Here is a 16,322-nt window from a genome sequence, read left to right as displayed (position 1 = left end):
CCCTGAAATACCAGCAGCCCTAGCGCTTGCCTCTGAGTATTCATCGGTCAGTACAAGAGCCACATCATCAGTCGAAGACATTTTTTGTATGGATCTGGGTCGCCCTTCTAGGTGCTTCATTAACTTCCTTGGAAGCCCAGAAGTCCAACAATGTAAAACTGGTCAGCCAAAAGAAGCATTCAGTACCGAAATGGCTGAGCGCTTATAGCCTGTTTTCTCCAAACAAGCTCCATTTGAGTACCGTTTGCAGATCACCAGTGAGCAGAACACACGCCTGGCTAGTCGCACAGCCAAGCAGGCAACACCAGACGTCACAACTATTCTCCAAGCCGTTTCAGCCTCAATGAGCCTACTTCCCAACGTTTATGACTCGATCGAATATAATCCGATCAACGACTTTACGCCCCTAGCCTTGTTAGGGGACTACACCTATGTTCTTGCTGTAGGGCCAGCAGTTCTACAATCTATCCAGAGCGTGGATGCCTATGTCGACTGGGTTAGCAAAAAATCACACTTCTGAGATATAGGTATAGCCCTGTATGGGTCTCAAAGTCATCTGGCAGGCTTGATGTTGGGCTGCGAAGAAGAAATTACTCTGCGCATGCAAAAATACAGTCACATTACAGCCATTATCGACGACCTACTCGACGGAGGAATGGCCGCCACAATATTTATATGCGGACAGGTTAAGCCGTAGAGCAGAAGGAAAGGTACACGCCCTTACTGTAACCAGCAAAGATCGCCTTCATAACTGGCCGGCCGTCAAATCCTTCACTGGGCAAGGTATGCCGATGGATATAAACGGCTGGATTGGATGGTTCGTGTCAGCTAATACACCAGACCCAGCGATTTCCGACTTATTTAATAAAGTAGCCCGTATGCAGCAGACCCAGGGCTATCAGGAATTGCAAAAGCGTTATCTGCTTACTCAGGTTTCTCTTTCACCCGAGCAAATTCAAACCACACATCACTGATGAAAATGGTTATTCCCGTAAGCTCATAACAGAGTTAGGTATAAACAAGCTGAGCAATAGCGCCTGAGCGTCACAACGGATAGTTTCTGAACTTGACCAGCACCGCTTCGGCAGCCTATCTGAGGGCCTACCTGCACAATCAGCAGACACATAAGTTCAGACAATGTGAAGACCAGCTTGATACGGAAGCGAAACCCGACTTATCGGCCGGGTTTCAACAAGCTGAATCAGCACTTATGAATACCCTCTTTAGAAGCAGGCCATATCGCTGCGTGCTTCGTACCAGTGTATAAGGCGCTGCTCCCAAACATTATTTCTCTTGTGAAGGAATAAACTCAGCGACTGCCTGATCCGCCGCCCGAGCCGGATGAAGATCCGCCCGCCCCCCCAGTGCCGCCCATACCGCTGCCCGCACCTCCAGGTCCACCTGCCGCACCACCTTGCTCCTGCGGACTGACATCACCGCCCCCTTGATCTTTGCCCCACGGTACGCAGCCAGTCGCCAACAATGCCCTGAATAAAATACTCGTCACCCATGCTGCTCGTTTCATTTTGGATCCTCTTGTCTGGACTAAGTGGGACCTTCAACATGGCCAATAAGTGCAAGACGAGAGGCTCTACGGCGTTTCTTTCCTAGAAGTCATTCTGGTGCTTGTCCTGGGCACTATCCATAAGCGTCAGAAGAGCTTCACTAATGAAATCAGCATTTGCTGCAAGCTCTTCAAGGTGCTCCATGGCACGACCTGACACATCGGTTGACCCGCGCTGATCAATCCAAATTGCAAGCTCCTCAACCGCTGCGCCGAGCGCTAATTGGTTCCGGTTTAAACGGGACAGTAACGCCACCATGATTTGTTGATCACCGTAAAGCATACCGGGCAGACTCCTGGGCTTGGAAACACCGTATACATATCATTAGCAGACTATATTTTATTAGTAAGATATTAACCTAAAAAAGAATAAGTGTGCATACGAAAGTCCGTCACATTCGAAACGTAAAATCGAAACGCCACCACTATCGCAAAACTCCAAGTCTTGCTTTACTTAGCCACTTAGCGGTTCTCGTTAACAACAACTTTAATCTGGTAAGAGAACATGGAAAGAAGACCAGCCGAACATGAGAAATTTTATTTTTACAACTCATCATTTGATGCTTTAGAACTTGTTAAAAAACATACACTTAATGAACAAGAGCCTACAGAAGGCTGGCTTACCAATGCATTTGGCGTACTAATAAACCCAAAGTATCTGCCTGAAATCTTAGCTGGCCATGAGGGAAGAGTAGAAGGCGCTCCAATTCCAGCTAACTGGCACTCTGATCTAGCAGAATTCGGAGCTGTGTTTAGAGCTATTGAGTTAGCGCCTGGTCCAAAATTCACGATGTTTGAACTAGGGTGCGGCTGGGGTTGCTGGATGAACATCTCGGGAGTGGTTGCTAGACGAGCCGGCTTAGAATGCATGTTATATGGAATCGAGGGTGACGAAGGTCATGTCCAATTTGCTAAGGAATGTTTGCAAAAAAATGGCTTTGGTCAAAATCAGTTTAACGTGGAATGGGGTATAGCTGCCGCGGATACTGGCTTTGCACTTTTCCCTAAGCAGGAAACTTCAGGAGTTTCTTGGGGTGGAGAGCCTATTTTTGATAAAAATGAAATAGATGCTAAGAAATTAGTCGCAACTGGTAAGTATGAGATATTACCTCAAAAATCTTTGGAAATCGAAGCAAGGCATCTAGACAGAATAGATCTACTACATATAGATATTCAGGGCGGTGAATTAAACCTAATCACAAAATCCATGAACTTTCTGAATAAGAAAGTGGCTTACATTATGGTAGGCACTCATTCGCGCCAGATCGAGGGCGGGCTTTTTGAGCAATTCGTTAATCATGGCTGGACTCTTGAAATAGAGAGGCCTGCGATTCTACATGTTGGAAATAATCCAAATGTACTCGTAGATGGAGTACAAGGCTGGAGAAACCCTCGCCTCCTTTCTGATGCAGATTTAAACAAGGTTTCGGTAAAAGGAGAATTAGTCATACAAGCATATTCTTCAGATATAGTTGCCGACAGCACTGTCCAGCTTGAGGTTCTTATTAACAACCAGTCTGGCAGTGACTGGAAAGGGGAAGGCATTCACCCTGTTAATCTTTCCTACCATTGGTTGAACAAAAAAGGCAAACCAATTGTTTTTGATGGCATTCGTACAAGTTTATTAGGAACTTGTATTAGAGCAGGCGAGACAAAAACGCAAACCATTACGGTCAAAGCTCCTTCGAACCCTGGCGATTACCAACTTCAGGTGACAATGGTACAAGAAGGCATTCAGTGGTTTGAGTCCGCAGGTTTTAAAACGAGCTTCGTTCCGGTACAGGTTAGTCTTTAAGAGAAAGAGCCTCACAATGCTGAGGCTCTTTCTTGAGTTAAACCTTCAAATTAAAATATTTTTGGTTAACAACTAAAAAATCGGCACATAAATTTTTTAGTTGATCCTTTATGATTAAGCTAGCAAGCTCTGAGCAATTTAGACATCCGCTATCGGTCACCGTATAACTGCAGGCACAGTTATGCCACAATATGCCTAATGTCGGGAACGAATCCCGCTTTCATCACCGGTCAGCTGGGTCATAGCGTTCAACTGCTGCTATCGCCTTACGCCACTGGATCTCTTCACAATCAGACTGCAACGAGCTGGCAAAACTTCAAATTGGCCTTGAATCGGTCCTCGCCTCGCTTATGACAGTCTGGACACCGCGACAGGTAAGACTCTTGATCTCCACCGCAAATATCACCATGCAGTTCGGGGCAAAGCCCCTGTTTGAAAATGTTTCAGTCAAATTCGGCAATAGCAACCGTTACGGCCTGATCGGCGCGAACGGTTGTGGCAAGTCGACCTTCATGAAGATTCTGGGTGGTGATCTGGAACCGTCAGCGGGTCAGGTCATGTTGGAGCCGAATACTCGTCTGGGTAAGCTGCGCCAAGATCAGTTCGCCTATGAGGAGTTTACCGTCATCGATACGGTCATCATGGGGCACACCGAGCTGTGGAGGGTTAAAGCCGAGCGTGATCGCATTTATGCACTTCCGGAAATGTCGGAAGACGACGGCATGGCGGTTGCCGAGCTTGAAGTTCAGTTTGCCGAAATGGATGGCTACACAGCCGAATCACGTGCAGGCGAACTACTGCTCGGGCTCGGTATTCCTCTTGAACAGCATTTTGGTCTCATGAGTGCCGTATCGCCAGGCTGGAAGCTTCGCGTACTTCTCGCGCAGGCGCTGTTTTCAGATCCAGACGTGTTGCTGTTGGACGAACCCACCAACCACTTGGATATCAACACAATCCGCTGGCTCGAAGGTGTACTCACTGCGCGCAACAGCACCATGATCATCATTTCGCACGATCGCCACTTCCTTAACAGCGTCTGCACGCACATGGCCGATCTGGATTATGGTGAGCTGCGTCTGTTTCCTGGCAACTATGACGAATACATGACGGCCGCCACCCAGGCGCGTGAGCGTTTGCTGTCTGATAATGCAAAGAAAAAAGCACAGATTGCCGAGCTTCAATCCTTTGTCAGCCGTTTCTCGGCTAACGCCTCCAAAGCAAAGCAAGCTACAAGCCGAGCACGCCAGATTGACAAGATTCAGCTTGAAGAGGTAAAGCCTTCCAGCCGGGTAAGCCCTTTTATTCGCTTCGAACAGACCAAGAAATTGCATCGCCAGGCTGTAACGTTAGAGAACGTTGCCAAGGGCTATGACGGCAAGCCGCTTTTTGACCGCTTGAGTCTTCAGATTGAAGCCGGTGAGCGCGTAGCCATTATCGGACCGAACGGGATTGGTAAAACCACCCTTCTCCGCTGCCTTGTCGGCGAGTTGCCTGTCGATAAAGGTGAAGTCAAATGGACAGATAGCGCGGAGGTTGGCTACTTCGCCCAGGATCACGCTGAGGATTTCGAAGACGATATCAACCTGTTCGACTGGATGGGCCAATGGACCCAAGGCGGAGAACAACTGGTACGTGGAACGCTAGGTCGGATGCTATTCTCCAACGATGACATTCAGAAGTCTGTAAAAGTCATCTCGGGTGGCGAACAGGGTCGTATGCTGTTTGGCAAGCTTATCCTCAAAAAGCCTAACGTACTGGTAATGGACGAGCCGACAAACCACTTGGATATGGAGTCCATCGAAGCCTTGAACCTGGCGCTCGAAAACTATCCCGGTACACTGATTTTTGTCAGCCACGACCGCGAATTTGTGTCCTCGCTCGCTACCCGTATTGTTGAGCTGACCGAAACAGGTATTACTGACTTCAGTGGTACCTACGATGATTACCTGCGTAGCCAAGGCGTAATTGTCTAGGCAAATGTAGCCTTTAGTATATAACGCTACAAAAAGCGGTGAGATTTATTAAAAGTCCACCGCTTTTGGGTTTTATCCTGAGCTCCGCGCTTGTATCATCCGCCATGCTTTTCCGATTCGCCCATGAAACGGATATTTCAAGCATGTTCCGGTATGTCCGGCTGTTGAAAAGAGAAAATGCCTTTTCCTACGTCGCTCACCTTGTCGAGTCGTTGTGTACTCGATCCTTCCATCAGGCAGCCATGATGCCTGACCGCAGCGATATTCTTCGTTTCCTTAAGCATCGCCGCCGACTGTCTTTAATAGAATTATCTGTCAGCATTGTTAGTCTGCTTACGATCTGGCTTAAGATTGTTTATAACGTATTTCCGTTTGTGTTTTATGCCTCAAGCCCCATATGGATAAGGTGTGGCTTTGCATCGCGTCACAGCCAGATACGCCTAACACGCGAGCTCGAGGTATCTGAACTAGGTAATGCAGGCTCAAGTCGTAAAAGGCTTGGCCTTTATAATTCAAGAATGACCTTGTGCTTCAGGAGTACCATTAATGACCCAACGTGGTAGCGGAGAGTCGGATCTCGTTTTCGTGGGAGCCGGCATCATGAGTGCGACGCTTGCTGTCATGCTCAAGGAACTTGACCCCTCATTGAATGTGGAAGTTCTAGAGCTACTCAGTTCCGGCGCCGCCGAAAGTTCCAACCCTTGGAACAATGCCGGCACAGGTCACGCAGCACTTTGCGAGCTGAACTACACCCCGGAAGGCAAGGACGGTACGGTAAACATTACCAAGGCCATCGATATCAACATCATGTTCGAGACGTCCAAGCAGTTCTGGACCTACCTTGTCGAACAGGGCCATTTCGATTCGCCTAGAAGCTTTATCAATCCTGTTCCTCACCTAAGCTTTGTCCGCGGCGATAAGGATATTTCGTTCCTGCGCAAGCGCTTCGAAGCGCTGTCGGCGAACCCCTTGTTTGCCGGGATGGAATACACTGAAGATCGTGCAAAGCTTGAAGAGTGGATGCCCCTGATGATGAAGGGACGCACCACGAATGAAAAGATCGCGGCGACACGCACCGAGAGCGGTACCGACGTGAACTTTGGCGCACTGACCACTAACCTGCTCCATCACCTGACCAAGCAGCCGGGCACCAAGATTACGTATAACCAGAAGGTTACTGATCTGCATCGTGAGCCTGACAATCGCTGGCGACTGACCATCCAAGATACCCAGACTGGCGCAACTCGTACCTTACGGGCCCAGTTTGTTTTTCTTGGCGCAGGCGGCGGTGCTCTGCCACTCCTGCAAAAGTCCGATATACCGGAAAGCCACGGTTATGGCGGTTTCCCGGTGAGCGGTCAATGGCTGCGCTGTGACAAGCAGGAAGTGGTCAGTCAGCATCAGGCCAAGGTGTATGGCAAAGCAAGCGTAGGCTCGCCTCCCATGTCTGTACCCCATCTGGATACGCGTGTCGTGGACGGCAAGAAATCTCTACTGTTTGGTCCATTTGCAGGCTTCACAACGAAATTCCTGAAGCAAGGCTCCTTTATGGACCTGCCTAAATCCATTCGAGCCAACAATCTGGGCCCCATGCTGGCTGTGGCACGAGATAACATGCCCTTAACCAAGTATCTGATCGGTCAGGTCATGCAGACGTTCGACCAGCGTATCGAGGAGCTTCGAGGCTTTTATCCAGAAGTGGACAAGAATGACTGGCGCCTTGAGATTGCAGGTCAACGCGTTCAGATCATCAAGAAAGATCCAAAGACGGGCGGCACTCTGCAGTTCGGAACGGAAATCGTGTCGGCACAGGACGGATCGATTGCAGCGCTACTGGGTGCCTCTCCAGGCGCGTCGACGTCAGTCTCGATCATGCTTTCGCTCATTCAGCGCTGCTTCCCTGAGCAATACAAGAGCGAGGCCTGGCAGGCACAGTTATTGAGGATGTTCCCAGCACTCAATGGTTCGCTGGATAAGGACCCTGAGCTGCTTCATCGCGTGCGTTCACATTGTAATGAAGTTCTGCAACTCCGATAATTATCGGTAAAAGAGGACGTGTTGAGCACGTCCTCTTAGAATAATTAGAATATCTAACTAGCGTGTATTCACTGGACAACCGTCCACCCCGCCCCGAATACCGCCTCAGTGACTGTCGAATGCCATGAGAAACTCTTCCATGGCATTCGATTCGCGACCTTACTCAAGCCACCGCAGACGTCCAATCCACCCAGCCAAACTTCCAGGTTGCCAGGATCAGCAGACCAAAGACGATCCGATACCAAGCGAACATCGCATAACTGTGGTTACCAATAAATTTCAGGAGACCACGGACGGCGATCATCGCGAAAATAAAGGACGTGATGAAACCGATAGCGAATACAGGTAGGTCACTGGGCTGAAAAAGATCCCTGTACTTGTAGCCTGAATAGACCGCGGCGCCGACCATGGTAGGCATGGCGAGAAAGAATGAAAACTCGGTAGCAGCTTTTCGAGAAAGGCCGATCAGCAAACCACCAATAATGGTAGACCCCGAACGGGAAGTACCTGGGATCATAGCCAAGCATTGAATGCAGCCAATCTTGAGCGCATCGACCCAGGTCATGTCATCGACATGATCGATATTCGTGTTGTGTTGGCGCCGCTCCGCCCACAGCATGATCACGCCACCAATAACCAGTGCCATGGCTACCGTGATGGGATTGAACAGGTATTCATGGATCGCATCGGCAAAGGCAACGCCCAGAATGACGGCTGGAAAGAAGGCTACCATCAGATTTACGGTAAACCGTTGAGCCTCTCGTTGGCGGGGCAGGCCGACTACGACATCGATGATCTTGCGGCGAAACTCCCAAACGACAGCCAGGATCGCACCCAACTGAATAATGATGTTGAACGCCATAGCTCTATCGCCACCAAATCCCAACAGGTCGGCCACAATAATCTGGTGACCTGTACTTGAGATCGGCAGAAATTCGGTCAAGCCTTCTACGATGCCCAAAATTAGCGCCTGGATGGCACTCCATAGATCCATTCGTTTCTCCATATAGCTGCCGAGGTAGCAGCGCTAGCTTGCTTATTCAATTGGGGAGTCAGGTCTACAACCGGAACGCCGTGAACAATACCAGAGGCCTTACTTTTCGTTGGCATACGTTCAATAAAACGGAGCGATACAACTGAAGGTAAGATACGGTCCCTGTCCGACATATTTTCCCAGGGTGCTTAGGGTGTCTTCTTTTGAAATAGTTGCAGCCGTTTTAGGCGTTATCGCGGTCTGGCTCACGGTTCGGCAAAATGTTTGGGCCTGGCCGGTCGGATTGGTCATGGTCGTGATGTATGCCTGGGTCTTTTATGATGTCAAACTGTACTCAGATATGCTGCTTCAGGGCGTTTATGCCGTTCTGCAGCTCTATGGCTGGTGGCAGTGGGTCAAGGGCGGACAAGATCATCAAGGACGACACGTCACTCGTCTTTCAAATGCAGCTCTGCTGGGTAATCTGCTGGTAGGTGCTCTCGGGACAATTGCCTTAGGTTATTTAATGAGCACCCATACCGACGCAAGCCAGCCCTGGCTGGATGCGGGGCTAACCAGCTTTAGCCTGGTTGCTCAGCTCTGGATGGCACAGAAGCGGGTCGAATGTTGGGTGCTTTGGTTCGTAGTCGATGTAATCTACGTTGCGCTCTTTATCTACAAGGCCCTCTACCTGACCGCCCTGCTCTATGTACTGTTTGTTGGTTTGGCCGCGCGCGGCTGGTTTGTATGGCGACGTGAGGTAGCAACCGTATGAAGGTGATCGTACTGACAGGCCCTGAATCCACTGGCAAGTCATGGTTGGCTCAAACGCTCAAAGACAATCTGGACGGAATGCTGGTAGGCGAATATGTGCGGGAATACTTTGCTACGCTAGGGCGCGATACTACCTACGAAGACATCACCCCTATCGCGCGTCGCCAGCTTGAACATGAAGACGTAGCACGCCAGCAGCGCCCCGCTCTTCTGATCCTAGATACTCATCTTTTAAGCAACATCTTGTGGAGCCGCTTTCTGTTCGATGATTGCCCAGACTGGCTGGAAGCTGCATTGCTTGCGCGCCACTACGATCTTCATCTGCTGCTGGACCCGCGGGAAGTAACCTGGAGCAACGACGGACAGCGCTGCCAGCCTGATATGCGAGACCGCCTGGCCTTTTATGAGGCTTGTAAAGCGTGGCTGGATAACCATAAGCAAACCTATCGGTGCATCGGAGGCAACTGGGCGAATAGACAACGCCTGGCCTTGCAATATGTCACTGAGTTGCTGGAAGGTTAGCGTACCTGCATGTCTATCCAGTAAAATGATGAAATCATTTGGAGGCCCTATGCCAGACGACGATTTCTCATCATTCGCCAGTGAAATGCGAGGCGTTCGACGCTTGGTAGATGACCATGCAGACACCGGTAAACCGCGCACGGATCGTCAGCAGGTCGTCAAGCGTCGTGAAGCCGCCATACAGTCAACGGCAGCTATCAAGGTTGATGGTTTGTCCGATCAGTTCATCATCGACGTGGGGGCTGAGGACGAGCTTTACTGGGCACGTGATGGTGTTCAGGATAGCCAGATTCGTAAGCTCAAGGCCGGGCAGATTCCGTTTGACGGCAGCCTGGACTTGCATGGCATGACGGTAGAGAAAGCGCGCGAGACACTGTGGGACTTTATCGCTGAAGCGACGAAATTCGAAGTTCGCTGCGTTCGCATTACTCACGGGAAGGCAGCGCGCCTTGATGGACGACGTCCACTCATCAAGAGTCATGTCAACACTTGGTTGCGTCAACATTCTCAGGTGCTGGGCTTTGTGTCTTGCCAACCGCGCCATGGCGGTACTGGCGCCGTCTATGTACTGCTTAAACGAACCATGCTGGAAGGTCGGGACGAATAACCTAGCTTTCCAGTCAGAATTGATTTTAATCGCCGCAGCCCCTACTCTCCTCATCCCGCATCGCTGCGGTGTCAATATCCATAGGAATTACCATGTCATTGGAACAACACTACTCCGCCATTCTTTCTCAGTTAGGCGAGGATGTTTCCCGGGAAGGCTTGCTGGATACGCCCAAACGTGCCGCCAAAGCCATGCAGTACCTGTGCAAAGGCTACAACCAGACGTTGGAAGAAGTGGTTGGAGACGCGCTGTTCACTTCAGACAATAGCGAGATGGTACTGGTCAAAAACATCGAGCTGTATTCGCTGTGCGAGCACCATATGCTGCCCTTTATCGGCAAAGCTCACGTAGCTTATATGCCAAGCGGCAAGGTGCTGGGCTTGTCCAAAGTTGCTCGCATCGTTGATATGTACGCGCGCCGCCTGCAGATTCAGGAAAACATGACCCGTGAAATTGCCGAGGCGATTCAGAAAGTCACCAACGCGGCGGGTGTAGCGGTAGTCATCGAGGCTCAACATATGTGCATGATGATGCGCGGCGTCGAGAAGCAGAACTCATCGATGGTTACTTCCGTCATGCTTGGTCAGTTCCGTAGCAACGATGCAACACGTGCCGAGTTCATGGGCCTTATCAATCGATAAGTCTGATGCTCGTGAAAAACCGGTCTGAATGGCCGGTTTTTTATTTAACCTGCATTACGGTGTTGGGCCTGCACGTCATCAAGCCCCTTGGCCTGGATAGTCCATAACGACTCGAACAGTCCTCCACTTCGCTGCAGAACAGCCGGTGGGCCATCTTCGACAATACGCCCTTTGTCCATTACGATGACCCGATCGAACGATGCGACTGTAGACAACCGATGGGCTACTGCCAGAACGGTACGTCCACGAACCAGATCCGTCAGCGCCATTTGAATTTCCTTTTCTGAATGCGTGTCCAGCGCAGAGGTCGCCTCATCCAAAATCAGGATGGGAGAGCCCTTCAAAAACGCCCGCGCAATGCCCAAGCGCTGACGCTGCCCTCCTGACAAGCGAGCCCCTCGTTCGCCTACCAGTGTGTTGTACCCTTCGGGTAGCTGGCGTATGAAATGATCGCAATAGGCGTGACAAGCTGCTTTATAGACCTCTTCGTCCGTAGCATCAGGTTTTCCATAACGGATATTTTCACGGATGGAGCGATTGAAGAGAGCAATCTCCTGCGGCACCACTGCGATGGCTGCGCGCAAGCTGTCTTGGCTGACTTCATGAATAGGCTGACCATCGATAAGAATTCGACCGCTACTCACTTCATCCAGACGTTGAAGAAGGTTAATCAGCGTAGATTTGCCTGCCCCGGAGGTGCCCACTAGGCCAACCTTTTGGCCTGAGGGAATGTGCAAGGACAGGTCATTGATGACTTTGGATCCGTCAGGATAGCTGAATGAAACATGCTCAAACGTGATGGAGCCTGATTTGGCATTGAGAGTAGCAGCGTTTTCTGTGTCCTGAATGCCATGGGGCTGGGCAATCACCTTGAGCGTATCGGCCACCGTTCCAAACTGCTGCGCGGCATCGACCAGTGCCAGCGCCAAGTCTCTGGAGCCATGCAGAATACGGAAGGTCAGTGCACTCACCACGACGACGTCACCAGGCGTAACAGTACCTTGTCGCCACAGGTAAATAGCCCAGAGCAGCATAGAGCCAGCCATCAAGGTCAGGCATATATCGTGTAGAACTCGAGCTTTCTCCACGTACATCCAGCTACGACGCTGGGCACGTGCCTCAACACCCAGTTCCTGCGCCAAGCGATCACGCTCTCGAGCCTGAGCCGAAAAAGCCTTGATAGTCCAGACATTGGAAACCATGTCCACAACCTCTCCGCCTACACGCGACGCTTGTTCGGCAAAGGCCTGATGCTTATGGCGACCACGGATGCCAAAACCCGTAATGATGCAGCCAACCAGCAGCACAAAGCCTATCAACGCCAGCGCCATTTCCCAGCGGATGGACAGCATAACGACTACAGCCCCCAGGAAATCGGTACAGGGCGGGACGATACGCCACGTCAACGCGGAAAAAATATTCGCGACGGCTGTGCTGGTCTGATTGATTCGATTGCCCAATGCGCCAGAGAAATGCTCCTTGAAGTAACGCATTGGGTGGCCGGTCAGATACTCGAACAGATCGATTCGCAGATCTACGCCTGTCTTGACAATAGTCCGACAGCCAAGCCACCCACCTCCTCGCCACAGGATGTTTTCAAGAGCAATAAGTCCGATGAAAAAACCAAAGGGGAGCCAGACATTAGCTTCCATCCGGTTGTCACTGGCCATGGCATCCACAAGAAGCTTCATGGCGTACTGAACGGCAACGGCGCAGGTGGCGCCGCCAACCATTAGGAAAAACAACCCTCCAAACGCCAAACGGCGCCGACAGACATAGCGCCATAGAAACGCGATCGGACGAGAGGGGAACGGTCGCCCCCCTGGAGAGCTGGAAGTGTTGCTCATGAAGCCTGCCCTTCAGCCATCGCAGCGAACTGAGCCTGTTGACGCTCCAGCTCTTCTGCCAACGGAGAATAAATGGCTCGATGACCCTGAGGATCAGCATAACCATATAAACCGACTTCACATAGGCGCTCATCGTTCCATCCTGGATAGTCCAAGATCGGATACAGGCAAATGCCTTCGACAGGGATATTCTGAGTCATGGCATTACGAACTTCTTCACATACGTATGCCAGCCATGAAGGCCTCGCCTCACCTTCCGCTCCTGTCTCTGCAATCATGAGCGGCCGCTGGTAGCGGGCATAGACCTCAGCCAACATTCCACGCAAGGGACGATACAGTGGATCATCCCGAAAAACGGTTTTACCGCCGTTAAACCATTGATTGTCGGAATAGAAGTTGAGTCCAACGATATCAAGATATTCAGCCTTCCCACCGAGCCCCGGCCAAGCTTTTCCACACAACATGTCCCAGGCTTCGAACTGAGACTGCCGGTAGGCTTCGGCCGCCTCGCGGTCTGCTGCTCTACCAGAGGCAGGAATCACATTGATGAGTGGGTCCGCCTGGACGAACCGAGCCTTGGGCGCAACACCACGAATGGCTTCGATGGCAGCAATCGAGGCTCGGATCAACTGATGCTTGAGTTCAGCTCCCCGCTTGACACCCTTGGGGTTGAACTGACCCGTATCACCACCACCCCATGCCCAAAAGGATATTTCATTGACTGGACAATAAAAGGGTATCTCTATGCCTTCGTCACGCATAAACGTGGCAACAGCCTTTGTGAATCGCTCAAAGCGTTCCACAAAGCCGGGATACCAAATATCGATGTCGTCAGGCCACCCATAGTGGCACAGGTCCCACACAATCTGAACACCCTCTTCCCGGGCGGCTTTGACCTGGGGAAGCAGGCTCGACCAGTCAAAAAAACCTGGACGCGTCTCAATCAGATGCCAGCGCACACCATCACGAGCAGCCTGAATACGATGGGTACGCAAGCGCACAAAGTCGGCTTTCGCAAAGCGATCATGCCCCGTCGCCTGGATCAAATCCAGGCGACGGTTATCGAAACGGCGGTGAGTTGAGCACTCGAACCCACCCAGGAAAAAACTGTTAAAAGTCCCAGGTACATGCATCGTAATGTGCTCCGGTCTTTATACTGCTGAGACTTCAGCAGTGTCCTCAACCACACCTTCCGATTCCGCGATACGCTTGTAGGCTGTCAATGCCTGTCCAACGACCTGGTCCATGTTGTAGTACTTGTACGTACCCAAGCGGCCCAGGAATGTCACGTTAGGCGTTGAGTTAGCCAACTCCTGATATCGCTTGTAGAGCTCGGCATTTTCCGGGCGAGGGATTGGATAATAGGGGTCGCCCTCCGCCGACGGATATTCATAGGTCACGCTGGTTTTCAAATGCTCTTGGCCGGTCAGGTGCTTGTATTCACTGATACGGGTGTATGGAACATCTTCAGAGGGATAATTGACGACTGCCACAGGTTGGAACTGCGCCGAATTGACCGTTTCGTGATGGAACTTTAGCGAGCGGTACGGCAGCTTGCCGTAGCAATAATCAAAATATTCATCGACAGGACCGGTATAGATCAGATGATCGAACTGGAATTCGTTACGGATCTCGCGGTAATCGGTGTTGAGCATGACCTTGATGTTGGGATGATTCAGCATCTTCTCGAACATACGGGTGAAGCCATGCAATGGCATGATCTGGAAGGTATCGCCGAAATAGCGATCATCCGTATTGGTACGGGTAGGAACGCGCGAAGTGACTGATTTATCCAGCTGTGAAGGATCAAGCCCCCATTGCTTGCGGGTGTAGCCACGGAAGAACTTCTCGTAAAGCTCACGGCCTACCTGATTGATGACGACATCCTCGGATGTCCGGATAGGCTCTACCGGTTCAGCCCGACCTTTCAGGAAGCTCTCGGCCTCCTCGTCTGTTTTCAGGTCAAGACCATACAGCGCATTCACCGTGGTACGGTTGATCGGGATCGGTACCAGTTGATCGTCCACATAAGCAAGCACCTTGTGCTCGTAGGTACGCCACTCGGTAAAACGGGAAAGATAATCCACGATCCGCTGCGAGTTGGTATGAAAAATATGCGGGCCGTAGCGATGAATCAGAACCCCTGCCTCGTCATAGTGATCATAGGCGTTGCCCGCAATATGGGGCCGGCGGTCTACAATCAGGACACGCTTGTTGAGCCCTACGGCCAGACGCTCAGCCAGTACGCTCCCGGCAAATCCGGCGCCTACGATCAGATAGTCGAACCCACGTCTCTGGGATTCGTTTGAACTCGCTACACCTGCAGACATGGCTTCCCCCTCGTTTATCGTGCGCATTTCATTTGCTCCGTCATGCCCTGCCAAGTGGCATCCCACGACATTTCACCCAGGATAGAGTCGGCCTGTTTCAAAAGCCCTTCCCGGTCCTGGGCATCTACCAGCGAAGCCTCTACGGCACGAATGAATGCTTCAGCGCTATCTGCAATACGGACGATACCCGACTCACCATAGGTGCGTACCACATCGGTAATGGGTGTCGATACGACAGGCTTACCGCCTGCCAAGTATTCGGGCGTCTTGGTAGGACTGATGAAACGTGTCGACTCGTTTAAGGCAAAAGGCATGATCGCGACGTCCCAGCCCGCAAGATAATGGGGCAGCTCGTCATATACCTTGCCGCCCAAGAGATGAATGTTGTCGAGCTTAGGCAAACTATTGGGATCTATCTTGACGACCGGACCAATCAGCACAATGTGCCAATCAGGCCGTTGACGCGCGACCTCGGCCAGCAAGTCGATATCCAGACGCTCGTCAATCACGCCATAAAACCCAAGACGCGGATGCGGAATACTGTTCTGGTCATCAGGATCAAGCTGCTCGGCGCGGGCTTGAGCGAAATGAGCGATATCTACACTGCTCGGGAAAGGATGGGCGTTAGGGTGGCGCTCGCGCTTGGCCTCATACAGGCTATAACCGCCCGTAAACACCACATCGGCCTTTTCCAACAGAAGTCGTTCACGCTCTAGCATTTCCGGCGGCGCGCCTCGGAAAGCAGAAAGCTCATCCATGCAGTCATACACGGTAAGCGTGGATTTGAGGTGATGGCTGAAGGGCCAGCTCATGGGAGTGTAATACCAGAGAACCGCCTCCTCAATTCCGGACTCTTCGACGTATCTGTCCAGCAGACGCTTCAATACTGCCTCAGCCGCCTCGCCCTGTACGTCAGCAGGCAGTCTGGGTACCAGACGCGTAACGCCTAGATCAGCTTCGACTTCTTCAAGCCAGGGATTAGGTTCATCCGATGGCATCGGCTCTTCAAAGAACAGTACGTTGTAGTCGCGCGCAAAGCGGGACATCAAGTGCTGAGGCCGTTGGTAGACGAAATTCCAGCGCAGATGGGAAAGACAGATCAGGGTAGGAAGGTTTTCCCTGCCTGATGCATCAAAGCCCATTTCCGTTCTGGATGACGGCTTTGACTTGCCAATCTCATATTGAAAGGGTCCAGCCCAGCTCATCGATTACTCCTTAACTCGTGTATGACCAAGTCAGGAACTCGTACAACACGAATC

General features: G+C 51.2%; 17 protein-coding genes and 1 pseudogene. 10 read left to right on the top strand and 8 right to left on the bottom strand.

Features of this window, described 5'->3' with window-relative positions; translation table 11 throughout:
• The first annotated feature begins 244 nt into the window (after positions 1–244).
• Together EAW52_RS11425 and EAW52_RS11420 are read left to right on the top strand one after the other, a co-directional pair.
• Positions 245–520 (top strand): tripartite tricarboxylate transporter substrate-binding protein, encoded by a 276-nt coding sequence (locus EAW52_RS11425; RefSeq protein ID WP_122042481.1) that lies wholly within the window; start codon positions 245–247, stop codon positions 518–520.
• A gap of 271 nt (positions 521–791) precedes the next feature.
• Positions 792–974, top strand: a complete 183-nt coding sequence (locus EAW52_RS11420) for a hypothetical protein (protein WP_372238890.1) — start codon at positions 792–794, stop codon at positions 972–974.
• 335 nt (positions 975–1,309) lie between these two features.
• Here EAW52_RS11420 and EAW52_RS11415 read toward each other — a convergent pair whose 3' ends face one another.
• Entirely contained in the window at positions 1,310–1,525 is a 216-nt protein-coding gene (locus EAW52_RS11415) for a hypothetical protein (RefSeq protein WP_122042479.1), read from the bottom strand.
• A gap of 82 nt (positions 1,526–1,607) precedes the next feature.
• Positions 1,608–1,847 carry a hypothetical protein gene (locus EAW52_RS11410; protein ID WP_122042478.1) on the bottom strand — a complete coding sequence of 80 codons (240 nt, stop codon included), beginning with the start codon at positions 1,845–1,847 and terminating at the stop codon, positions 1,608–1,610.
• Between the two features lie 222 nt (positions 1,848–2,069).
• Between EAW52_RS11410 and EAW52_RS11405 the strand changes: the two genes are divergently transcribed.
• Both EAW52_RS11405 and EAW52_RS26395 read left to right on the top strand, forming a co-directional pair.
• Entirely contained in the window at positions 2,070–3,359 is a 1,290-nt protein-coding gene (locus EAW52_RS11405; RefSeq protein ID WP_122042477.1) for a hypothetical protein, read from the top strand.
• A 129-nt stretch (positions 3,360–3,488) separates the two neighbouring features.
• Positions 3,489–3,703: pseudogene (locus tag EAW52_RS26395) on the top strand (site-specific integrase); the annotation flags it as partial.
• On the opposite strand, the gene EAW52_RS26820 reads toward EAW52_RS26395, so the two are convergent.
• On the bottom strand, positions 3,650–3,772 hold the full coding sequence (locus EAW52_RS26820; protein ID WP_372238914.1) for a hypothetical protein: 123 nt from the start codon (positions 3,770–3,772) through the stop codon (positions 3,650–3,652). The pseudogene EAW52_RS26395 and the gene EAW52_RS26820 overlap by 54 nt on opposite strands.
• On the opposite strand from EAW52_RS26820, the gene EAW52_RS11390 reads away from it, so the two are divergent.
• Positions 3,743–5,332, top strand: a complete 1,590-nt coding sequence (locus tag EAW52_RS11390; protein ID WP_122044783.1) for an ABC-F family ATPase — start codon at positions 3,743–3,745, stop codon at positions 5,330–5,332. The two genes, EAW52_RS26820 and EAW52_RS11390, sit on opposite strands and share 30 nt — an antisense overlap.
• A gap of 546 nt (positions 5,333–5,878) precedes the next feature.
• Positions 5,879–7,369 (top strand): malate dehydrogenase (quinone), encoded by a 1,491-nt coding sequence (gene mqo, locus EAW52_RS11385; protein ID WP_122042476.1) that lies wholly within the window; start codon positions 5,879–5,881, stop codon positions 7,367–7,369.
• Positions 7,370–7,532: 163 nt separating this feature from the next.
• Here the strand turns inward: mqo and EAW52_RS11380 are convergent, their stop codons facing one another.
• A complete protein-coding gene (locus tag EAW52_RS11380) occupies positions 7,533–8,363 on the bottom strand; it encodes an undecaprenyl-diphosphate phosphatase (protein WP_010798420.1) in 831 nt (276 codons plus the stop codon).
• Positions 8,364–8,556: 193 nt separating this feature from the next.
• On the opposite strand from EAW52_RS11380, the gene pnuC reads away from it, so the two are divergent.
• The 4 genes from pnuC (at position 8,557) to folE (ending at position 10,886) form a co-directional block, all read left to right on the top strand.
• Positions 8,557–9,117, top strand: coding sequence for a nicotinamide riboside transporter PnuC (gene pnuC, locus EAW52_RS11375; protein WP_037030284.1), 561 nt, complete (start codon positions 8,557–8,559; stop codon positions 9,115–9,117).
• Positions 9,114–9,638, top strand: coding sequence for an AAA family ATPase (locus tag EAW52_RS11370; RefSeq protein WP_122042475.1), 525 nt, complete (start codon positions 9,114–9,116; stop codon positions 9,636–9,638). The genes pnuC and EAW52_RS11370 overlap by 4 nt, the downstream gene beginning before the upstream one ends.
• A gap of 49 nt (positions 9,639–9,687) precedes the next feature.
• A complete protein-coding gene (locus EAW52_RS11365; RefSeq protein ID WP_122042474.1) occupies positions 9,688–10,245 on the top strand; it encodes a Smr/MutS family protein in 558 nt (185 codons plus the stop codon).
• A gap of 92 nt (positions 10,246–10,337) precedes the next feature.
• A complete protein-coding gene (folE, locus tag EAW52_RS11360; RefSeq protein ID WP_010798424.1) occupies positions 10,338–10,886 on the top strand; it encodes a GTP cyclohydrolase I FolE in 549 nt (182 codons plus the stop codon).
• Positions 10,887–10,930: 44 nt separating this feature from the next.
• On the opposite strand, the gene EAW52_RS11355 is transcribed toward folE, so the two are convergent.
• The 4 genes from EAW52_RS11355 to EAW52_RS11340 are packed head-to-tail and all read right to left on the bottom strand — an operon-like array spanning position 10,931 to position 16,268.
• A complete protein-coding gene (locus tag EAW52_RS11355) occupies positions 10,931–12,733 on the bottom strand; it encodes an ABC transporter ATP-binding protein (RefSeq protein ID WP_122042473.1) in 1,803 nt (600 codons plus the stop codon).
• Positions 12,730–13,866 (bottom strand): family 1 glycosylhydrolase, encoded by a 1,137-nt coding sequence (locus EAW52_RS11350; RefSeq protein WP_122042472.1) that lies wholly within the window; start codon positions 13,864–13,866, stop codon positions 12,730–12,732. Before EAW52_RS11350 ends, EAW52_RS11355 begins: the two co-directional genes overlap by 4 nt.
• Before the next feature lie 18 nt (positions 13,867–13,884).
• Positions 13,885–15,090, bottom strand: coding sequence for a UDP-galactopyranose mutase (gene glf, locus EAW52_RS11345; RefSeq protein ID WP_122042471.1), 1,206 nt, complete (start codon positions 15,088–15,090; stop codon positions 13,885–13,887).
• A complete protein-coding gene (locus EAW52_RS11340; RefSeq protein WP_122042470.1) occupies positions 15,078–16,268 on the bottom strand; it encodes a glycosyltransferase family 1 protein in 1,191 nt (396 codons plus the stop codon). Before EAW52_RS11340 ends, glf begins: the two co-directional genes overlap by 13 nt.
• Positions 16,269–16,322: the final 54 nt, after the last annotated feature.

Source organism: Pseudomonas sp. LTJR-52, from assembly GCF_003691465.1.
Lineage (GTDB): Bacteria > Pseudomonadota > Gammaproteobacteria > Pseudomonadales > Pseudomonadaceae > Chryseomonas > Chryseomonas luteola.
Note: the sequence above shows the minus strand (reverse complement) of the source record. Positions and strands in the feature narration are given on the sequence as shown.

Excerpts from the sequence above, each read along its gene's own strand:
- EAW52_RS11420 (WP_372238890.1), top strand. The coding sequence starts at position 792 with ATGGATATAAACGGCTGGATTGGATGGTTCGTGTCAGCTAATACACCA.
- EAW52_RS11415 (WP_122042479.1), bottom strand. The coding sequence starts at position 1,525 with ATGAAACGAGCAGCATGGGTGACGAGTATTTTATTCAGGGCATTGTTG.
- EAW52_RS11410 (WP_122042478.1), bottom strand. The coding sequence starts at position 1,847 with ATGCTTTACGGTGATCAACAAATCATGGTGGCGTTACTGTCCCGTTTA.
- EAW52_RS11405 (WP_122042477.1), top strand. The coding sequence starts at position 2,070 with ATGGAAAGAAGACCAGCCGAACATGAGAAATTTTATTTTTACAACTCA.
- mqo (WP_122042476.1), top strand. The coding sequence starts at position 5,879 with ATGACCCAACGTGGTAGCGGAGAGTCGGATCTCGTTTTCGTGGGAGCC.
- EAW52_RS11380 (WP_010798420.1), bottom strand. The coding sequence starts at position 8,363 with ATGGATCTATGGAGTGCCATCCAGGCGCTAATTTTGGGCATCGTAGAA.
- EAW52_RS11370 (WP_122042475.1), top strand. The coding sequence starts at position 9,114 with ATGAAGGTGATCGTACTGACAGGCCCTGAATCCACTGGCAAGTCATGG.
- EAW52_RS11365 (WP_122042474.1), top strand. The coding sequence starts at position 9,688 with ATGCCAGACGACGATTTCTCATCATTCGCCAGTGAAATGCGAGGCGTT.
- folE (WP_010798424.1), top strand. The coding sequence starts at position 10,338 with ATGTCATTGGAACAACACTACTCCGCCATTCTTTCTCAGTTAGGCGAG.
- EAW52_RS11355 (WP_122042473.1), bottom strand. The coding sequence starts at position 12,733 with ATGAGCAACACTTCCAGCTCTCCAGGGGGGCGACCGTTCCCCTCTCGT.
- EAW52_RS11350 (WP_122042472.1), bottom strand. The coding sequence starts at position 13,866 with ATGCATGTACCTGGGACTTTTAACAGTTTTTTCCTGGGTGGGTTCGAG.
- glf (WP_122042471.1), bottom strand. The coding sequence starts at position 15,090 with ATGCGCACGATAAACGAGGGGGAAGCCATGTCTGCAGGTGTAGCGAGT.
- EAW52_RS11340 (WP_122042470.1), bottom strand. The coding sequence starts at position 16,268 with ATGAGCTGGGCTGGACCCTTTCAATATGAGATTGGCAAGTCAAAGCCG.